We start from the raw sequence: 16,802 nt of genomic DNA on the forward strand, positions 1-16,802 counted from the left end.
AGGTCATAACAAGGGATAGGTGATGCTACAAATTGCATTATTACTCTTTGGTGCGGAGTTCATCAGAGGAAAAGCTCATTACCTTTGGGGTATAGGGAGCCTTTGGTGTTTGATGGGTATTTTTATTTTTATTGATGGCCTTGATGGGAATGCTTTCTTCCCGATACATCTCTTTGGTTTGTTATTATTTCTAGAAAGTTTGGTGACATTAAGTGTCGCTTCGAGTGGGGTTGGTACCCAAAAAGCAATACTCTTTTTTAAAGGTTGTCTATTTCTGTTTTGCGCACTGGTTATATTAATCAATCAAAAATTTAGTAATGTACTGCTATCAGCAATGTTTGGCTTTGCTTACTTTTTTACTGGTTTATTTGTGGTCGTGTCTGCATGGGTTGTTCGTTTCCCCGGATGGCAATTGGTCATGATATGGGGAGGAATTGAAATATTTTTTGCATTCTTTCTGTTTACGCATCATCAAGCCACTATCTCCTTTTTTCTCGGATTTTTAATGATAGGAAGTGGTTTAGGTTGTTTGCGAATTGCGTTGCGCGCACGTTATATTCGGCGGGGAACAGCAATATTTGAGCTTATGCGTCCGAGGCCTATGTCATTTAAAAAGACAGGCGCTACCGCAACGAATACGACGGCTTCAACGGCAGATACTTTGAAGCAAAAAATAGATCCTAACTCAGTTTTAACGGTCCATATATGGACACCGGAAGGCTCTGCTAATCAGCGTCCTGTGCCACGCCCAATTATTAATCGCTATATTGCCGCAGTTGATGCCGATGGCGTTATTTCAACAGGGCATGCCGCATTAGAACTTTATCCCTATATCTATATTAGTTTATATCCAGCGGAAGATATTGACCGTTCTCCTTCAGAGTTTTTTAGAATATTGAAGGCAACGGCTGCTAATAATGTGCCGGGGCGTTTCTTACCTGATTATCAAACAGAAGCTTCAGAATGGTGTGATTCAGATAGGAGGATCACTTTCGAGGTTTATAACTCAGCATCATTGATAGCGTTTTGGGAAAAATATCGGCAGCACCCAGTTTATAATCTGACATATCAAAATTGCTCTAGCAGCGTTGCGTATGCGTTAGAGGCTGCATTGGATGGGGTTTTATCTATCCAGAAAAGAAGCAGTTTTTTGGGAGTATTAAGTGTACTTTGTATGCCTGAATTATGGATAGCCGCTCAGATACGGCGTCGCGCACGGATGATGGCTTGGACTCCAGGATTGATGATGGATTATGCACGAGCATTACGCGCTATCGTCCATCCAGCGCCTATACCGTGGTACAAGCGCATACCATGGCGGCGCACGTCATAGCATTATGATGAATCAATAATCTATTTTGTTTAACAAGGGAGCGATGAGCTTCCAAAATGAGTCAAAGAGGTCTTTATGCTGAAAGTATACGCAATCTTAATGGTGTCTATATTAGCTGAAACAGCAGCGACAACCATGATGAAAGCGTCTGATGGATTTACCCGCTTGGTTCCGAGTATTATTGTTATCGTAGGTTATGCCGTCTCTTTTTATGGCTTATCGCAGGTCGTAAAAAGTATGAATATTGGCATCGCATATGCGATATGGGCAGGAGTTGGGATATTCCTTGTTTCGGTATTATCGTTCTTTGTTTACAAACAGAAACTCGATCTTCCAGCATTAATTGGACTAGGGTTCATTGCATTGGGCATTATTATTATCCAACTGTTTTCAAAATCGGTTATTCATTAAGCCAGTCTGGTCAAGAGCAGTATGCGGAGGTACTGTATCTTCACGTTAAGAGACTACGATTAAACGACTGATAATAATAAAAAATAAATTTTTCTATAAAATTTGAGCTGGCAGGGTTGAAAAGTGATGAGTCGTCCCTATGTATATTTATGGGTGATAGGTACATCCACTTAATCTCATTAATACTGAAGGAGGAATTATGGCTAACATTAAACCTTTTTCATTATTTCCAACAATTTCTGATAGCTTACTATCTAATCGGTTTGATCAGATAGACCGTTTATTCAGCCAACTCACCGGAAGCAGGCCTATTGCATCACCGGTTCAGACCTATGATCTGAAACAGATTGATGATAGCCATTATGAGCTTACGGTTAGTGTTCCTGGATACCAAGAAAGCGATTTAACTGTTTCATTAAAAGGTGGTCGATTATTGGTAGAAGGGAAACGAGAAGAAAAATCTCAGGAAGATAACGAGAAGTGGCTTCACCGTGGAATATCCTACGGTCAGTTTACGTTGCAGTTTGACCTAGGTAAAAATGTAAGGATAGAAAAAGCGGATCTATCAAGAGGGCTTTTAACGGTGGCCATTGAGTATGAATTGCCGGAAGAAGAGAAACCGCAACTGATAGCAATAGAAAATAAAGATAAAAATTAAGTAATTGATATAGAGTTAGGTTATTAGGCTACACATAAGGTGTAGCCTCAATTTGCAACCCTACCAGCTGGTAGGGTTTTTTGCATTTTATTGTTGCAACTATTTACTCATATTCACTCATTGATAATTAAAAAGTATTGATGATGAAAAGAATATTTTTAGTTGCGTCTCTATTTCTATTGGCGGGAAAAGATACAGCCAGACTTTGAAGACTTTAAAAGCAAACTTTTACCCCGCTTAAATTTTAGATACAAAAAAACCAACCATAACAGGTTGGTTTTCTTAGGGAATTCTGGTCGGCATGAGAGGATTTGAACCTCCGACCCCCGACACCCCATGACGGTGCGCTACCAAGCTGCGCTACATGCCGAACTGCGATTAATACTACTCATTTTCCCCATGAAAGCAAGACATTGATTGCACGACTGATTGATTTTTAAACGTTAATTTTCATTAAAACGCTTAAGCTCTGTGAAAATCTTCAATAACTGTGCAAGATCAGGTTTTTGGTCTTTAACTTCTCGACCTTGCAGGTCATAGATACTAAATTGACCGTTATGATCCATATATAGGGTCGCACTATTGGTCGTGATCACTACATCATTGTCATCGCCGGTAATAACCCACGGGTATTTACGTTCTGGGCTAAATAAATCTTCCCCTTGGCTATAATCCTCAGGCGAGTTAGACACATGCAGTAACCGTTGCATAATCGTCGTCAATACGTCTTGGTGGCTTGTCAGCTTATCAATTTGTTGACTCGGTGTATTAGGCCAATAGATAAGCAGTGGAACCTGCATTTTTTCCCGCTCAAAACGTTTATTACTAAACCAGTTTGTCGTGTCAGATTGTTCAGCATTATTATAATTCGCTGTAATAATAACAATCGTATTTTTCAAGCGACCATCACGTATCAGTGACTCTATTACTTGATTGATTTGTTGATCCGTCTGGTTACTTCCCGGTTTACCTTTAATATTTAAGAAGGAGAACCAAGGCGATTCATTTTTTAAACCTTTTAACCAGGAATCCCACTGAGAAATTGTTTGTGCATCACTATCAGCCGCTTTTGCAGGTAATGAATAATCGGCCAAGATAGCTTGACGGAAAAGCGGGGAATTAAAGCCATCGGTAGAGAATAGGCCGAATTGATACCCTTGTTTCTGCAATGCTTGGATAAGCACAGAGGCATACCGCTCATTAAGAATATTATCAAAATAGCTGGATGAGATACCATAAAATAGGCCAAAGAGAGCAGTATCGTTACGTAAACCCGTCGTATAGTGGTTGGTGAATTCGGTACTCATCTCTTTAAATGATTTCAGCGATGACATGCTATTTTGCTGTGTTTTATTGCCTAAATCATCAACAACAACTAACAGCAAGTTATAACCCATACCTTGGTCATAGTAGCTGAGCGGTTTTAATGGATACTGGATTTTTAGTGCAGTAGGGCTACCTTGTTGAAAAACACGATTTTGATGTTCTGATAAGTCCAGCAGACCGTATTTATCAAGCAGTTTCCTTGCCGTCATAGGTTGTGACAGCGGGTAATTATAGCGCTGCATGGTAATGGGGCGATAGAAATTAGCATCAGACCATGCATACATTAGGTGCGACATAATAAAGGTCGCAATAAATATCCCCGCAAGTGGCTTACCAAAAGTTTGCCTGTTTAAACTGCGTAACTTTTGCCAACTCCACGTTGCAAATAGCATTTGAACGAGAAAGATGATTGGGATGGTGATAAACATGAGTTGCCACTCGCGAGCCATTTCACCTTTGTCAGGGTTGATGACAAGATCCCAAACTTGTGGCGTTAGGTGTAGGCCAAATTGGCTAAATACCCGAATATCAAAGAGTAATAATGTGGTGCCAACGGTGGCAAGGGCAACACAAATCAGCCTCAGCAGCCGCTGAGACATCACAATAAAGGTCAGAGGAAAGACAATGAGCAAGTAGCAAGCAAAAACGACAAAGCTAAAATGGCCAATCCAACTGACGAAGGCAAAAATACGCCCAGCTAGCGTATCAGGCCAATCGAAAATAAACAGATAGCTACTGCTTAGCCCGAGGCTAAGCAGTATATTGAAAAGTGCAAACCAGTGCCCCCAACTTATCATTTGGGAGACTTTGTCACGGTAGCGCTGCTGGGTCACCATACTGTTTATTTCATTAGTCTATTTAGTGAGATTGATCTTCTTTAACAGAAGACAACAAAGCGTTGGCGAAAGAGTCTGCAATCATTTTACGTTGAGTTGGCGCAACAGACGTATTAAGCAGATTGGTCACCATATTGCCTAACACCATAAGTGAAAGATCTACAGGAGTATGGTTTTTTTCTAACACGCTGACAAGTTCAGCAAGCAAAGTTTCAACTTTTTCATCACTATAGCGAGATGACTGTGGCATAAATTTCGACATCCTAAATTAGTTAAAGCTCACCTATGATAGCGTATAGCGGGATGTTTTTCTTCATTCTTCGCAAGAAATTTATATTCAAGTGAGAATAATGCTTATTAAGATAATTTGAATGAGTATTAGTTCAATTTTGCTAAGTAAAAATAGGTAGAGGTGACGGTTTCAGTTGCAGATAAATAGCATCGGTGTTTGAATACGCGCGACAATATTTCTGCTTGAACAAGGAGCCTACAATGAGTCTGGAAATTACCCAGATAGCTTTACATCAGTTGATCAAACGCGATGAACAAACACTCGAAGTGATGTTACGTGATTCTCTGTTGTCAACCGATAACGTTGTGCAAGACATGATGGCAGAATTACACCGAGTATACAGTGCGAAGAGCAAAGCGTTTGGCGAGTTCAACGAAGAGAGTGAGCTGGCGGACGCATTGAAATTATTGCGCAAAGGTGAAGAGGAGTTTCTCGGTTTTAGCCGTGCAATGACCGTGCGCTTAAAAGATGAATTGGCAAAATATCCCTTTGCTGAAGGGGGCGTGGTGCTCTTTTGTCAATATCGCTACCTCGCGGTTGAATATTTATTAATCGCGGTATTAAGCAGCTGTGACAGTATGTTCGTGACAGATAACCTCGATTTATCGACGACACATTATCTGGATATCCCTCATGCAGATATTGTAGCGCGTATTGATTTAACTGAGTGGGAAACGAACCCAGAGTCAACCCGTTACTTGACCTTTTTAAAAGGGAGAGTAGGGCGCAAAGTCTCTGACTTTTTTATGGACTTTTTAGCGGCGTCAGAAGGTCTAAATGCAAAAGCTCAAAATAAAGGCTTAGTACAAGCGCTAGATGATTTTTGTGATAATGCTCAGATGGATAAAAATACGCGTCAAGCGTATCGTCAGCAAGTCCATAATTATTGTACTGAGCAGTTGCAATCAGGGGAAGAAATTGAATTACAAGCGCTATCGAATGAGCTGCCGGTAGTTGAGGAACAAAGCTTCAGTGATTTTGCTCGCCAAAATGATTATCAATTAGAAGATAGCTTTCCCGCAGATAGAGGTACGTTAAAGCAACTGACCAAGTTTTCTGGTAGTGGTGGTGGAATAACGATCAGTTTTGATGCATTACTGATGGGAGAGCGTATTTTTTGGGATCCAGTCACAGATACATTAACGATTCGAGGCACTCCGCCAAATTTGCGGGATCAACTGCAACGTCGTAGTGGCAAATAAGGTAACCACTAAAAATAAATAACGCCGCAATTGCGGCGTTATTTACTCGGCGTCCCGATAAATTCTAAAGCTCGGCTTGTGGCTTTAATTAAACGCGCAGGAAGTCAATGTGCGTCACTTTTGGCTTGAATGGGTGACGTTGAATTGCCTGAACTTTGACTTTAGTTTCTTTACCATCGATAACCAGGCTCAGAACTTCATAAAATTCTGCTTTGCCTTCTTGGTTAATCACTTCATCATGGTTAAGAGTAACAGAGATAGCTTCTTGGTTGCCACCGTAAACGATAGCTGGAAGCTGGTTTGCTCTGCGCAGGCGGCGGCTCGCACCCTTACCCTGCTCTTTACGTGCAATTGCATTAATAGTTAACATTACTATTTCTCTATACAAGAAAAAAATAAAATCCTGCTACAGGCGACCCAGCAGCAGGTTCGAGATTTGGCTTGTTGATGTGTAATTCGCTGACGCGAAACATCCAAGCGGGCGGCATTTTAACGGAAAACCGTCTTTACAGCAATCATAATCTAATCAATATCAGGAGTAGAGTTGGTCGGCAACTCGAAAACGCCCTTGATAATCAAATATTTTTTGGCGGATCTCCCAATAACTTTCCTTCTTACGAGCCACTATAAATTGAGGATAACGTAATAAAGCCTGCTGAGAGATAATGTCATTAGCCGAAGACCAATGAAAAGGAACGCCTGGCGCACGGAAATGTTCCCGCAAGAAATGGTATTCAAAAGCACGGCGTTGCGCCTGCGTATGCAAACGAAAGCGCTCCGAAACGGAGGTGCCATCTTCATCATAGTACGTGATTTTTAGCCATTCACCTTTGTTATCAGCACCATTGGTTAGTGCCATGCCGCCGCAACGTAAGATCAACGCATCTTTTAATTTCAAAGCCGCTTTTAGCATATCGTCAGGATCAGATAATACCCCATCGCATTTTTGGCAGCGGCGAGCGGCAATATCATTTTCTGCACCACAATGAGGACATTGTTTAAAACGAAAACGGTACTCACATTGCTGCTTTTGACCTAATTCATTCTCTTCCCAGCCTTGGCAGCGGCGACCATAATGCTCGATAATTTGCCCATCTTCGGTGCATTTTCCCCAAAAAGTATTAGCAAACTGACAAAGAGGGCAGAATACCTGAACGGGAACACTGTTGGTGTTAGGCTTAGTTGAACCTACCTCAGGGCGAAAGAGGTCGTGAGGATTCCCTGCATAGTCTAAGATCAGGCACTCGGTTTTTCCCGGTGAAAGGCGCAATCCTCGGCCTACAATTTGCTGGTATAAGCTGACAGATTCTGTTGGGCGTAGAATGGCAATAACATCGACATGCGGGGCATCAAACCCTGTTGTCAGAACAGAAACGTTGACTAAAAAATGCAGCTTTTTCTGCTTAAACTGTTGAATAATAGCCTCTCGCTCTATCGCGGGCGTCTCGGCGGTAACTAAGGCGGCGGTCTGTTCAGGTAAATAGCCGAAAATTTCTTTTGCGTGTTCAACGGTAGCGGCAAAGATCATACAACCTTGCCGTGGTAAGGCGTATTCAACAATTTGAGCGACAATTTTAGGTGTAATACGTTTTTGTTTCTTAATAGAAAGGTTTAATTCTTGTTCATTAAAAATGCCGGCGGAACTGAGAGAAACTTGACTAAAGTCATACTGTAATACTGGCATATCAAGGCGTTCGGGGGTGACTAAGAAATGATTTTTAATCATGTAATGCAAAGGTAACTCATAAATGCATTCATGAAAAAAACAGTTCTCATCGCCTCTTATCATGCCGTGATAATGATATTGATAGATCCATCCTGAACCGAGTCGATAGGGAGTGGCGGTTAAACCTAGGATCTTCAATGCAGGGTTGTACTGGCTAAGGTTATTGATAATTTGTTGATATTGGCTTTTCTCATTCGCGCTAATACGATGACATTCATCAATGATGATTAAGGAGAAATTATCATTAAAACTGTCTAAGTTTCGCGCAACGGATTGTACGCTGCCAAAGACGACTTTGCTTTGGGATTGTTTGCGATTTAAGCCAGCAGCGAAAATATCAGCCTCAAGGCCATAAGCGATATATTTTGCATGGTTTTGTTCTACTAATTCTTTGACGTGAGCAAGAACCAATACTCTTCCTCGAGCTAAGCGAGCAAGTTCGGCAATGACCAAGCTTTTTCCTGCTCCCGTTGGTAGCACAATCACGGCAGGTTGCGTGTGTTGGCGAAAATAACGAACGGTCGCATCGACAGCTTCTTGTTGATAGGGACGAAGGACAAAAGGCATATTATTCAGTATTAATTAAAAATAGTAAGTCGCTTAATGTAAAATTTAGGTTAACACAATGGGTTGAGCTAAAAACACGCGTTAATTTTGAGACGCTATCACTTGTAGTTAGTTATTGATATAATAAAAGATGTGAGCACAATCACAATAACCTTTCAATTTTATTTCTAACAACTTAGTTGTCTTTAGGCACTAAGTTACTATTCCATCAAATTAAGAGTGTTTATGCGACTGGATAAGTTTTTGTCCCAGCAATTAGGGATTAGCCGGAGCCTAGTGGCGCGAGAGCTGCGTGCCGGAAAAGTCACTGTAGATGATGAAATTGTCAAATCAGGTGCGGTACAAGTCAGCCCTGAACAAGTTGTCGCTTATGAAGGCAGTGTTTTAGTTCATGTTACAGGCCCGCGTTATTTTATGTTGCATAAGCCTCAAGGCTATGTTTGCTCAACAGACGATCCTGCTCATCCCACCATTCTCTATTTTATTGATGAGCCGCTGGCAGACAAATTGCACTCAGCAGGGCGCCTTGATATTGATACCACAGGGTTAGTATTGCTAACCGATGATGGTCAGTGGTCACATCGCATAACCTCTCCCAAGCACCACTGTGAAAAAACGTATCGAGTTGAGTTAGAAAACGACATTGCTGACGATGTTGCAAAACGCTTTGCCGAAGGCGTCATGCTAAATGGCGAAAAATATCCAACCAAGCCAGCTCAGTTGGAGGTCATCTCTCCAAAAGAAGTGCTATTGACCATCAGCGAAGGGCGCTATCACCAAGTAAAAAGAATGTTTGCAGCAGTAGGAAATCATGTTTGTGGGCTACACCGCGAGCGTATTGGTGATATTTGGCTCGATGATGATCTTGCTCCCGGCGAGTATCGTGAGTTAACCGAAGACGAAATCAACAGCGTTATCGTTCCGCGCTAACGATAAATTATTAATAAAAATAAATAAAATCGTTTCTGGTGTGCGACATATCTTTAAGGTGTGTCGTATCAGGCGAGAGCGAGATAGGAGTTTAAAGAGTGCAACAGCAAAAATCATCCTACATAGGGTTGATATTAATATTAGGCTTATTATCAATGCTTATGCCTTTAGCCATTGATATGTATTTACCTAGCTTTTTAGTGATGGGTGAGTACTTCAATGTCGATGAAGGGCGTATCCAGATGACGCTTAATAGCTATATTTTTGGCTTTGCAATTGGGCAGCTATTTTATGGTCCAATGGCCGATAGTCTGGGTCGTAAGCCTGTGATTTTAGGCGGCGTCATCGTATTTGCCATCGCCTCAGCAGCATGTGCGCTTTCTGAGTCAATCGAATCACTCATCTTGTTTCGCTTCCTACATGGTTTTGCTGCGGCGGCGGCTAGTGTTGTGATCAACGCATTAATGAGGGATATGTTTACGCGTGATGAGTTTTCACGCAGCATGTCATTTGTTGTTTTAGTGATGACAATAGCCCCACTATTGGCACCGATTTTAGGTGGCAAGGTGATGTTATGGTTCTCATGGCATGCCATTTTTTGGAGTATTTCGATAGCGGCCGTGATTGCGGTTATTTTAGTGAGTTTATTTATACGTGAAACGTTACCTGTTGAGAAACGGCAACCCTTTCATTTAGGTAATACATTAAGGCAGTTTGCAACCCTTTTTCGTGCCAAACAAGTGCTGTTTTATATTTTAGCGAGTTCATTTTCATTTGCGGGAATGTTTTCATTTTTGAATGCGAGCCCGTTTGTTTATATTGAACTGAATGGCGTGGCGCCAGAAAATTTTGGTTACTTTTTTGGTATTAATATTATTTTCTTATTCATTATGACCACATTTAATGGTCGTTATGTTAGGCGCTTTGGGGCAGAGCGCATGCTCTACCTAGGGATCATTGTCCAATTCACCATGGGAATTTGGTTACTGGCGACCACGGCAATGGATGTTGGCTTCTGGGCTTTGGTGCTTGGTGTGGCGATTTATGTCAGTGGGATTGCCATGATAACTTCAAATGCAATGGCGGTAATTTTAGATAATTATCCACATATTGCAGGTACGGTTTCCTCATTAGCGGGAACAATCCGTTTTTCCATTGGGGCTTTGATAGGAACTTTACTATCGATGATCCCCGCTAAGTCAGCATGGCCGATGGTTGGCTCTATGGTTGCGTGCGTGGCTTGCTCAATGCTATTTGTTTTATTGGCGAAACGCGCCAAAAAATAAATTAATCCAATAAGACTGGCTGTTTCATGGATGAAACAGTGGTTTCCTTCGTACTTATTTCATTTCGTGACCATCTCTTTTTATATAGTGTTAAGCAAAAATTAATTACTCGGTAAAACCGAATTTTTTGCCAGTAAAATTGGAAAGTATGAATAAAAATGATCTAAATCAATAATCATTTGATAGCGATTTGTTAAATTTGTGTATTAAACTCAGGTAATTGCAGTTAAGTCATAAGTTGGTGGAGTTAGTGAGTTTTCTTCAAAATTACTCAGCTTATTATTAATGTCCGTTTAATAATGTAAAAAAAATGACTAATAGTTAGTCTCTGTGTTGAGTTTTAAGATCAAAAAAAATTTAAAATTTAACATTCATAGTAAAAAAATGTGCATGCAAGGATTTATGTCACAAAAATTTAACGACACGAGTAATATTTAATGTTATATTTAGGTATGTATATTTAACAAACCCGTTACTTTTGGGCTTTGTCGCGAATTCGGTTTGAACGAAGTTTGATATCGTTTACTGACCTCTAAACATTTATTTAGAGGAGGGAGAGTCAAAGCTTAAGGCTCGTAGGTATCTCGCCATAAAGGCAGCCTCAGCGAAGCGTTGATTAAGTAAATAGCCTTCGTTCAACGAACACTATGATGGTTTAGGTAGCAATAGGAATTTGTTGTGGAAAAATCAGGTCTTTCGGTTGTGCACAGGCTGCCGCAAAGTTACCGCTGGTTATCTGGGAAAATAGGCACGGACGTTGAAGTCGTACCTACAGATGACTTCGATAGCGATAAACTTGTGGGGCTGAAATTACTCAGCCATGACTGTGCTACAGATTGCATTGCAATGAAGCAGTTGTCAGAATCATTGTCTGAATTGCAAATTGAAAGTGCGATTTTAGAATGGCAAAAAGAAATTTGCCTCTTCATTCATGCTAGTGATGAACTTGCCGCCATGTGCCGCTTAAAGGCGGCTGGTGTTGCTATCGCGGAGCTTGAGTCAGGTTTTTATTCATCCTAACATCGCTATTGAACGCAATAAAAAAGCTTCCAGTTTTTAACTTGGAAGCTTTTTTATTGGCAAGGAATTTAAAAAGGTATTATCGGTTATGAACCATTAATGATGCGGCGACCAGCGTAGTACCGTTTGCTCCAATACTCATTAGTCATTTCTGATACGATAACACCACTGCTGGTAGAGGCGTGAACAAACTTATTGTCACCAATATAGATACCAACATGCTTCATGCGGCGACCGGTTTTAAAGAGAACCAAGTCACCTGCTTTTAAATTGTTACGGTTAACACTCTTACCGGAAGACTCTTGCTCTGAGGTCGTACGTGGTAAGGCAACACCAAATTGTTCAATAAAGGTACGCTGCACAAAGCTTGAACAATCAATACCACTTTTTGTTGTACCGCCAAGACGATATCTCACACCTTTCCAATTTGCATATTGATTCATGATCTTCGATTTGGTATCGACGCTTTGAACGAGTTGTTCGAACTCATCTTGAGAAGCCATTGCTAACGAATCGGAAGAACCATTTAACATACGTGGTTCAGAATGAGTGGTACGTTGAGCATTTCTTGAAGAATCAGGAGCAGTACAAGCTGACAGTGTCGCGGCAATTGCTATTGCTGGTATGATGCGCAAAATGTTGCGCTTAAATTTTTCAGATGTTGCCATTATTGTTAATATCCCTTGCCATTTCTTATTGTGTTTTTTTCCACACAACAAACGTAAACTTATCCCTGTGAAAAGCGCATTTTACAAAATGCGACACTGGCTTTTCACAGAAAGCGTTTAATACAGAACAACTAAAACTTGTATATGAGCAAAACGACGATTTGCTGCGTTGGCGACACATTTGTTATGTCAACATAACAACAAACTGTTAAACACTCACCGTTAGAGTTTGGCAGTTGCATACTTATTTCGCCAAACATAGAGAGCATACATAAACGAAAGCAAAATGGCGAGTTAATAAGGTAATAATTTACAAAACATTATATTAAGCATGGATGTGTATCATCTTTTGTACATTTAGAGTTAAAAAAGTGTGTGTGTTATCGTTAGGTACTCAAATAATCGAGTAAAAATAACGATCTAGATCACGCTTTGAGTGAAACAACATTTGCTTAATAGTATAACAGCGTCTACAGGCTTTTTTGAATTGTAAAGAAGTTTAAATTTTTCTAAATTGAATAATCTAATACGATGGTGAAGCATACGATATTGCGCCGCAAGATCAAAGCAACGCAATATCGTTTTGCCACTAGTTTATTTGCATATTAGCCAGTTTGACGTGATATTCTCTTAGCATTCGCTGTTCAAAATCGGTAAATCGACGAGTGAGTGTGGCTCGAGCGATTGTAGATGAAAAGTAGTCGACGGGAATTAAAGTCGCACAACCTAGATTATCAATGATAAAAAATTGGCCGTGGGGTTTATAGCCTAATTGATAAACAATATTGTAAGGCTTTAATGCCATTGTCACTATTGCATCTTTAAAAACAGTCTTTTTAAAAATATCATAGGCAATTCTCATATTTTTTTGATGTTTTAAAAAAGCATTTTTATTTTTTAAATAATAATCCAGCGTATTGGATACATTTCCCGCTTTATCTTTTATTAACTGAAATACGTAGCCTGTACCTAACGTGGTTTTTTGAATGCCATAATAATGGGCAATCGCATCTGATGATGATTTATTTCGGTAAATTCGTTTGTAATACTTAATTTCACGTATTGTTTCTCGATCATCTCTATTTGAATGATGAACTTTGACACATAAATCATCACGCTCGGGATGCTGATAACATGCACGTTGCCGACCACTTGCAATCAAGAGGGATGGCGTCAATTCGATGGTTTTTGAAAGTAATGTTTTCATAGTGAGTTAGGTTATAAGTCTATTAGTGATCATAACGATTATTGTTAAGGCTTCTATTCCTAAAAATATCCGTACTAATTTTAATAGATTAAACCTAATGGGAGTTGCAATATGTGTGATCGTCTCAAATTTGTGATCAACTTAACTAATTATGTGTTATTTCTTAGAGTTTGAGAAAAATAAAAAACTACGACTGTAAGTTAAATATTGTTTCATTCATTCAAATTAAGATTCGGTTATTCAGTAATAAAAAGTAAAAAATTATTACAGATATAAATAATTCATCGCAGATGACGATAACCTAATTTTAAGCGGATGACTTTTATGAAACTTACAGCAAATAAAATTTCTTTGACAGCGCTATTAGCAATAACCATTTTTAGCTTTTTTCCTTTTGGTAGTGTTCAAGCAAAAGAAAAAAACTATGTTGGCGGTGGAACGATTACCTTTATCGGTGCAATTGTTATGCCTCCATGTCAAATTGGTGCAATTGATGGGCATATTGAAACCACATGTTGGTCTAGCAATAAAGGTAAACCAGAAATAACAAAAACGTCTTTAAAAAAATTGAGAGTAGGCATCCATGAATTGCCTAATAGTCAAGGCACTCAAAGCTTTAAATGGATAAATAAAGAACAGACGTTGGGTGTGTATACACTGACATATAACTGAATAAAAAAACTTAAGCGGTTTATTAGGTAGGAAGTTAGTTTAATTTGTTTAAGAAAAAGAAAGCCCTATGGGCTAATGCCCATAGGTGATATATCTAATTAATCGCAGCGGCCCATATAGCGGCGTTCAGGAATATGAATACGAATTTTTTCACCACTCGTGAGGTATTCAGGGACTTGAACCGTTAGGCCCGTTGCCATTGTTGCAGGTTTTGTTCGCGCACTGGCTGAAGCACCTTTAATTGCAGGTGTTGTTTCTACAATAACCATATCAACGGTTTGTGGAAGTTCGAGCGCCAATACTTGCCCATCCATCGTGAGCACCTGCATGCCAGGCAATCCCTCTTCAGGGATAAATAACAGCTCCTCTTCAATGTCTGCACGTTTAAAGAGATAAGGCGTATAGTCTTCATTATCCATGAAAACATATTCATCACCGTCGATATAAGAGAAGCTAACAGCGCGACGAGTTAAAGAGATGGTTTCTAAAATATCATCACCTTTAAAGCGTTCTTCGACTTTTTGGCCAGTCTTAATATCAGTAAAGCGCATTTTATATAAAGTACTGGCGCCACGAGCGCTTGGTGCCTGAATATCGATATCTTTAACCAAGAGCAGCTTGCCGTTGTAACTCACCGCAAACCCGCGTTTGATCTCATTGGCTTTTGCCATAAATAACCTTCTTTATTATCGTCAGAAAAGAGTGCGACAAAATTACTCGCAGATAGGCGATTAGGCAAGATAGGAAATGTACTTTTCAATAAAAAAAATCTCCCCAACGGTGATGTTGGGGAGGGTATCATCAGTAAACAGGCAGTAAACCAGATAAGGAGAGTATGTGTGCTACGGCATTAATGACACCAAACAAGATAACAAATAGGATGATACCAATGCCGCCAGGCGCCCTATAACTGTTATTCGGGAAACGCTTACGACTTGCCCTTGCCATCAGCGCGGGCACAATCACTGCCCAAATAGTGGCAGCGAGGCCTGCAAAGCCAATGGCATAAATAAAGCCATTAGGAAAAGCTAGGGCAAATACAGCCGGTGGCAGGAAAGTGATTAAGGCAGATTTTAAACGGCCTTGTTTGCTATCGTTGAATTTAAAGAAGTCAGCAATAAAGTCAAACAGCCCCAAAGATACACCTAAGAATGAACTTGCCAGTGCCATATACGAGAACAAATTCAAAAACTTCGAAATAAAATCGCTGTTGGTAGACAAATTCATTTGCTTAAGCAGTGCACCAATATTATTGCCGTCCTCACGAATTTGGATAAAGGCAGAGCGTGGAATATTCCCTTGGACCGCATACTGCCACAAGATATAAATGGCAACGGTGATAATCGCACCATAGACAAGGCTACGAACCACAGAACGGCTATCTTTATTATAGTATTTTACAAGCCCAGGAACGTTACCGTGATAGCCGAACGATGTCAGCAAATAGGGCAGTGCAGCGAGGGCATAAGGTAAATAATGTGTATTGCCTTGATCGACTTGGTTAAACAGAATCGAAGGTGAGGCTGTGGTGACCATACCGCCAACTGACATAATAAAGGTGATAACCATACCACCAATTAAAATGGTACTTAAACGGTCGACGGCACGCGTAGATAACCAAACAACAAAGGCAACCAGAAGTGCGAAGAACAATCCAGAAACGGCTTGTGGAACGTCCATTTTTATATAGGAAGATAAATTTTCCGAGATAATCGAGCTACCCGCGGAAATATAAGCATACGTTAAAATATAAAGGACAAAAGTAATGGATAGCCCATTAATTGAGTTCCACATAGGCCCAAGTAAATCTTTAACCATGGTATGAAAACTTGCGCCAGCAGGGTAATTCATATTGGCTTCTAAAATCATTAATCCTGAAAGCAGCATACAAAAAAAGGTATACAGCAAAAGTAGGATAGAGCCTGTAAACCAGACACCGGAGGTCACCATGGGGATTGAAAACATACCAGCGCCAACGGCTGTACCCGCGATGATCATCGCCCCACCTAAGATGGAGGGCTGCTTATTTGTTTTTACTGCATCAACAGACATGGAAACTCCCGATTAATGTTTCTTTGTACTAGCTTAATGATACAGTTGAGGCATGTTGATGTAAACAATAATTAAAGCACAAATAGGTAAAATTAAGAGTAGTAATAATAGGTTGGGTGATTATTGTACAAATAGCCTTGAGCTATTTGTACCTGAGTAAAGCGATTAAGCGGGGTGATGATAAAATTGTTGGTTTAGCCAGAGGTCAATGGCATTACGGCTAGCCTCAAAATGGGGTTCTGGGAGTTCATTCGGGGATACCCACATCAAGCTTTCGCACTTATCTTTTTCCATGATTTGCGGCTCGATATCGCCATTATATTCAACATGCATACAGATAGAGACAGTATGTTTACCTTCTTGGTGATAGGTGTTTATATTGTTACTAATACCAAAAACCGTTGGGGCGGTAATATCAATACCAATTTCTTCTTTTATTTCACGAATAGCACAGGTTTCGAATGATTCCCCAGCATCGACATGCCCCCCAAATATTGACCAGTAAGGTGCGTGCTTGCTGCTGCGTTTGCCCATTAAAATTTGGCCTTGTGAATTCGTGATAATTACGCCAACACCAACGACAACGCCATCAACAGTAGACATCAACTTCTCCTTT

Annotated in this window: 17 protein-coding genes and 1 tRNA gene; 8 read left to right on the forward strand and 10 right to left on the reverse strand. The window is 40.2% G+C overall.

Going from position 1 to position 16,802, the window contains the following annotated elements; translation table 11 throughout:
• Positions 1-22: 22 nt before the first annotated feature.
• The 3 genes from PR709_RS01050 (at position 23) to PR709_RS01060 (ending at position 2,402) form a co-directional block, all read left to right on the forward strand.
• The gene (locus PR709_RS01050; RefSeq protein ID WP_004920912.1) at positions 23-1,333 is read left to right on the forward strand and encodes an HdeD family acid-resistance protein; all 1,311 of its coding nucleotides are present in this window, start codon (positions 23-25) and stop codon (positions 1,331-1,333) included.
• A gap of 78 nt (positions 1,334-1,411) precedes the next feature.
• Positions 1,412-1,744, forward strand: coding sequence for a DMT family transporter (locus PR709_RS01055; protein ID WP_376738364.1), 333 nt, complete (start codon positions 1,412-1,414; stop codon positions 1,742-1,744).
• Between the two features lie 199 nt (positions 1,745-1,943).
• Positions 1,944-2,402: an Hsp20 family protein gene (locus PR709_RS01060; protein ID WP_004920908.1), complete on the forward strand. Its 459-nt coding sequence runs from the start codon at positions 1,944-1,946 to the stop codon at positions 2,400-2,402.
• A 293-nt stretch (positions 2,403-2,695) separates the two neighbouring features.
• Here the strand turns inward: PR709_RS01060 and PR709_RS01065 are convergent.
• The 3 genes from PR709_RS01065 to PR709_RS01075 form a co-directional block, all read right to left on the reverse strand.
• Positions 2,696-2,772: transfer RNA gene (locus tag PR709_RS01065), tRNA-Pro, on the reverse strand.
• Positions 2,773-2,845: 73 nt separating this feature from the next.
• Positions 2,846-4,564: an LPS biosynthesis-modulating metalloenzyme YejM gene (gene yejM / locus PR709_RS01070; protein WP_004920906.1), complete on the reverse strand. Its 1,719-nt coding sequence runs from the start codon at positions 4,562-4,564 to the stop codon at positions 2,846-2,848.
• 22 nt (positions 4,565-4,586) lie between these two features.
• Positions 4,587-4,814 (reverse strand): YejL family protein, encoded by a 228-nt coding sequence (locus tag PR709_RS01075; RefSeq protein ID WP_014656193.1) that lies wholly within the window; start codon positions 4,812-4,814, stop codon positions 4,587-4,589.
• 242 nt (positions 4,815-5,056) lie between these two features.
• Between PR709_RS01075 and yejK the strand changes: the two genes are divergently transcribed.
• The gene (gene yejK / locus PR709_RS01080) at positions 5,057-6,058 is read left to right on the forward strand and encodes a nucleoid-associated protein YejK (protein ID WP_004920902.1); all 1,002 of its coding nucleotides are present in this window, start codon (positions 5,057-5,059) and stop codon (positions 6,056-6,058) included.
• An 88-nt stretch (positions 6,059-6,146) separates the two neighbouring features.
• On the opposite strand, the gene rplY is transcribed toward yejK, so the two are convergent.
• Together rplY and PR709_RS01090 are read right to left on the reverse strand one after the other, a co-directional pair.
• On the reverse strand, positions 6,147-6,428 hold the full coding sequence (gene rplY, locus PR709_RS01085) for a 50S ribosomal protein L25 (protein WP_004920900.1): 282 nt from the start codon (positions 6,426-6,428) through the stop codon (positions 6,147-6,149).
• A 162-nt stretch (positions 6,429-6,590) separates the two neighbouring features.
• Positions 6,591-8,351, reverse strand: a complete 1,761-nt coding sequence (locus PR709_RS01090) for a DEAD/DEAH box helicase (protein ID WP_004920898.1) — start codon at positions 8,349-8,351, stop codon at positions 6,591-6,593.
• 225 nt (positions 8,352-8,576) lie between these two features.
• Between PR709_RS01090 and rsuA the strand changes: the two genes are divergently transcribed.
• From rsuA to PR709_RS01105, 3 genes are all read left to right on the forward strand, one after another.
• Positions 8,577-9,281 carry a 16S rRNA pseudouridine(516) synthase RsuA gene (rsuA, locus tag PR709_RS01095; RefSeq protein WP_004920895.1) on the forward strand — a complete coding sequence of 235 codons (705 nt, stop codon included), beginning with the start codon at positions 8,577-8,579 and terminating at the stop codon, positions 9,279-9,281.
• A 98-nt stretch (positions 9,282-9,379) separates the two neighbouring features.
• A complete protein-coding gene (locus tag PR709_RS01100; RefSeq protein WP_014656192.1) occupies positions 9,380-10,567 on the forward strand; it encodes a Bcr/CflA family multidrug efflux MFS transporter in 1,188 nt (395 codons plus the stop codon).
• A 678-nt stretch (positions 10,568-11,245) separates the two neighbouring features.
• On the forward strand, positions 11,246-11,587 hold the full coding sequence (locus tag PR709_RS01105) for a hypothetical protein (RefSeq protein WP_004920891.1): 342 nt from the start codon (positions 11,246-11,248) through the stop codon (positions 11,585-11,587).
• Positions 11,588-11,673: 86 nt separating this feature from the next.
• Here PR709_RS01105 and mepS read toward each other — a convergent pair whose 3' ends face one another.
• Together mepS and PR709_RS01115 are read right to left on the reverse strand one after the other, a co-directional pair.
• Positions 11,674-12,255: a bifunctional murein DD-endopeptidase/murein LD-carboxypeptidase gene (gene mepS / locus PR709_RS01110; RefSeq protein WP_004920890.1), complete on the reverse strand. Its 582-nt coding sequence runs from the start codon at positions 12,253-12,255 to the stop codon at positions 11,674-11,676.
• A gap of 589 nt (positions 12,256-12,844) precedes the next feature.
• Complete coding sequence (locus PR709_RS01115; RefSeq protein WP_004920888.1) at positions 12,845-13,462, reverse strand: YrbL family protein; 618 nt, start codon at positions 13,460-13,462, stop codon at positions 12,845-12,847.
• A gap of 324 nt (positions 13,463-13,786) precedes the next feature.
• Here PR709_RS01115 and PR709_RS01120 point away from each other — a divergent pair, with 324 nt between their 5' ends.
• On the forward strand, positions 13,787-14,134 hold the full coding sequence (locus tag PR709_RS01120; protein WP_036940824.1) for a hypothetical protein: 348 nt from the start codon (positions 13,787-13,789) through the stop codon (positions 14,132-14,134).
• 98 nt (positions 14,135-14,232) lie between these two features.
• Here PR709_RS01120 and yeiP read toward each other — a convergent pair whose 3' ends face one another.
• From yeiP to PR709_RS01135, 3 genes are all read right to left on the reverse strand, one after another.
• Positions 14,233-14,805 carry an elongation factor P-like protein YeiP gene (gene yeiP, locus PR709_RS01125; RefSeq protein ID WP_004920883.1) on the reverse strand — a complete coding sequence of 191 codons (573 nt, stop codon included), beginning with the start codon at positions 14,803-14,805 and terminating at the stop codon, positions 14,233-14,235.
• Positions 14,806-14,935: 130 nt separating this feature from the next.
• Positions 14,936-16,186, reverse strand: a complete 1,251-nt coding sequence (gene mtr, locus PR709_RS01130) for a tryptophan permease (RefSeq protein WP_004920881.1) — start codon at positions 16,184-16,186, stop codon at positions 14,936-14,938.
• A 165-nt stretch (positions 16,187-16,351) separates the two neighbouring features.
• On the reverse strand, positions 16,352-16,789 hold the full coding sequence (locus PR709_RS01135; RefSeq protein WP_004920878.1) for a nucleotide triphosphate diphosphatase NUDT15: 438 nt from the start codon (positions 16,787-16,789) through the stop codon (positions 16,352-16,354).
• Positions 16,790-16,802: the final 13 nt, after the last annotated feature.

The sequence above is a fragment of the Providencia sp. PROV267 genome (assembly GCF_028477825.1).
GTDB classification, from domain to species: Bacteria; Pseudomonadota; Gammaproteobacteria; order Enterobacterales; family Enterobacteriaceae; genus Providencia; species Providencia stuartii.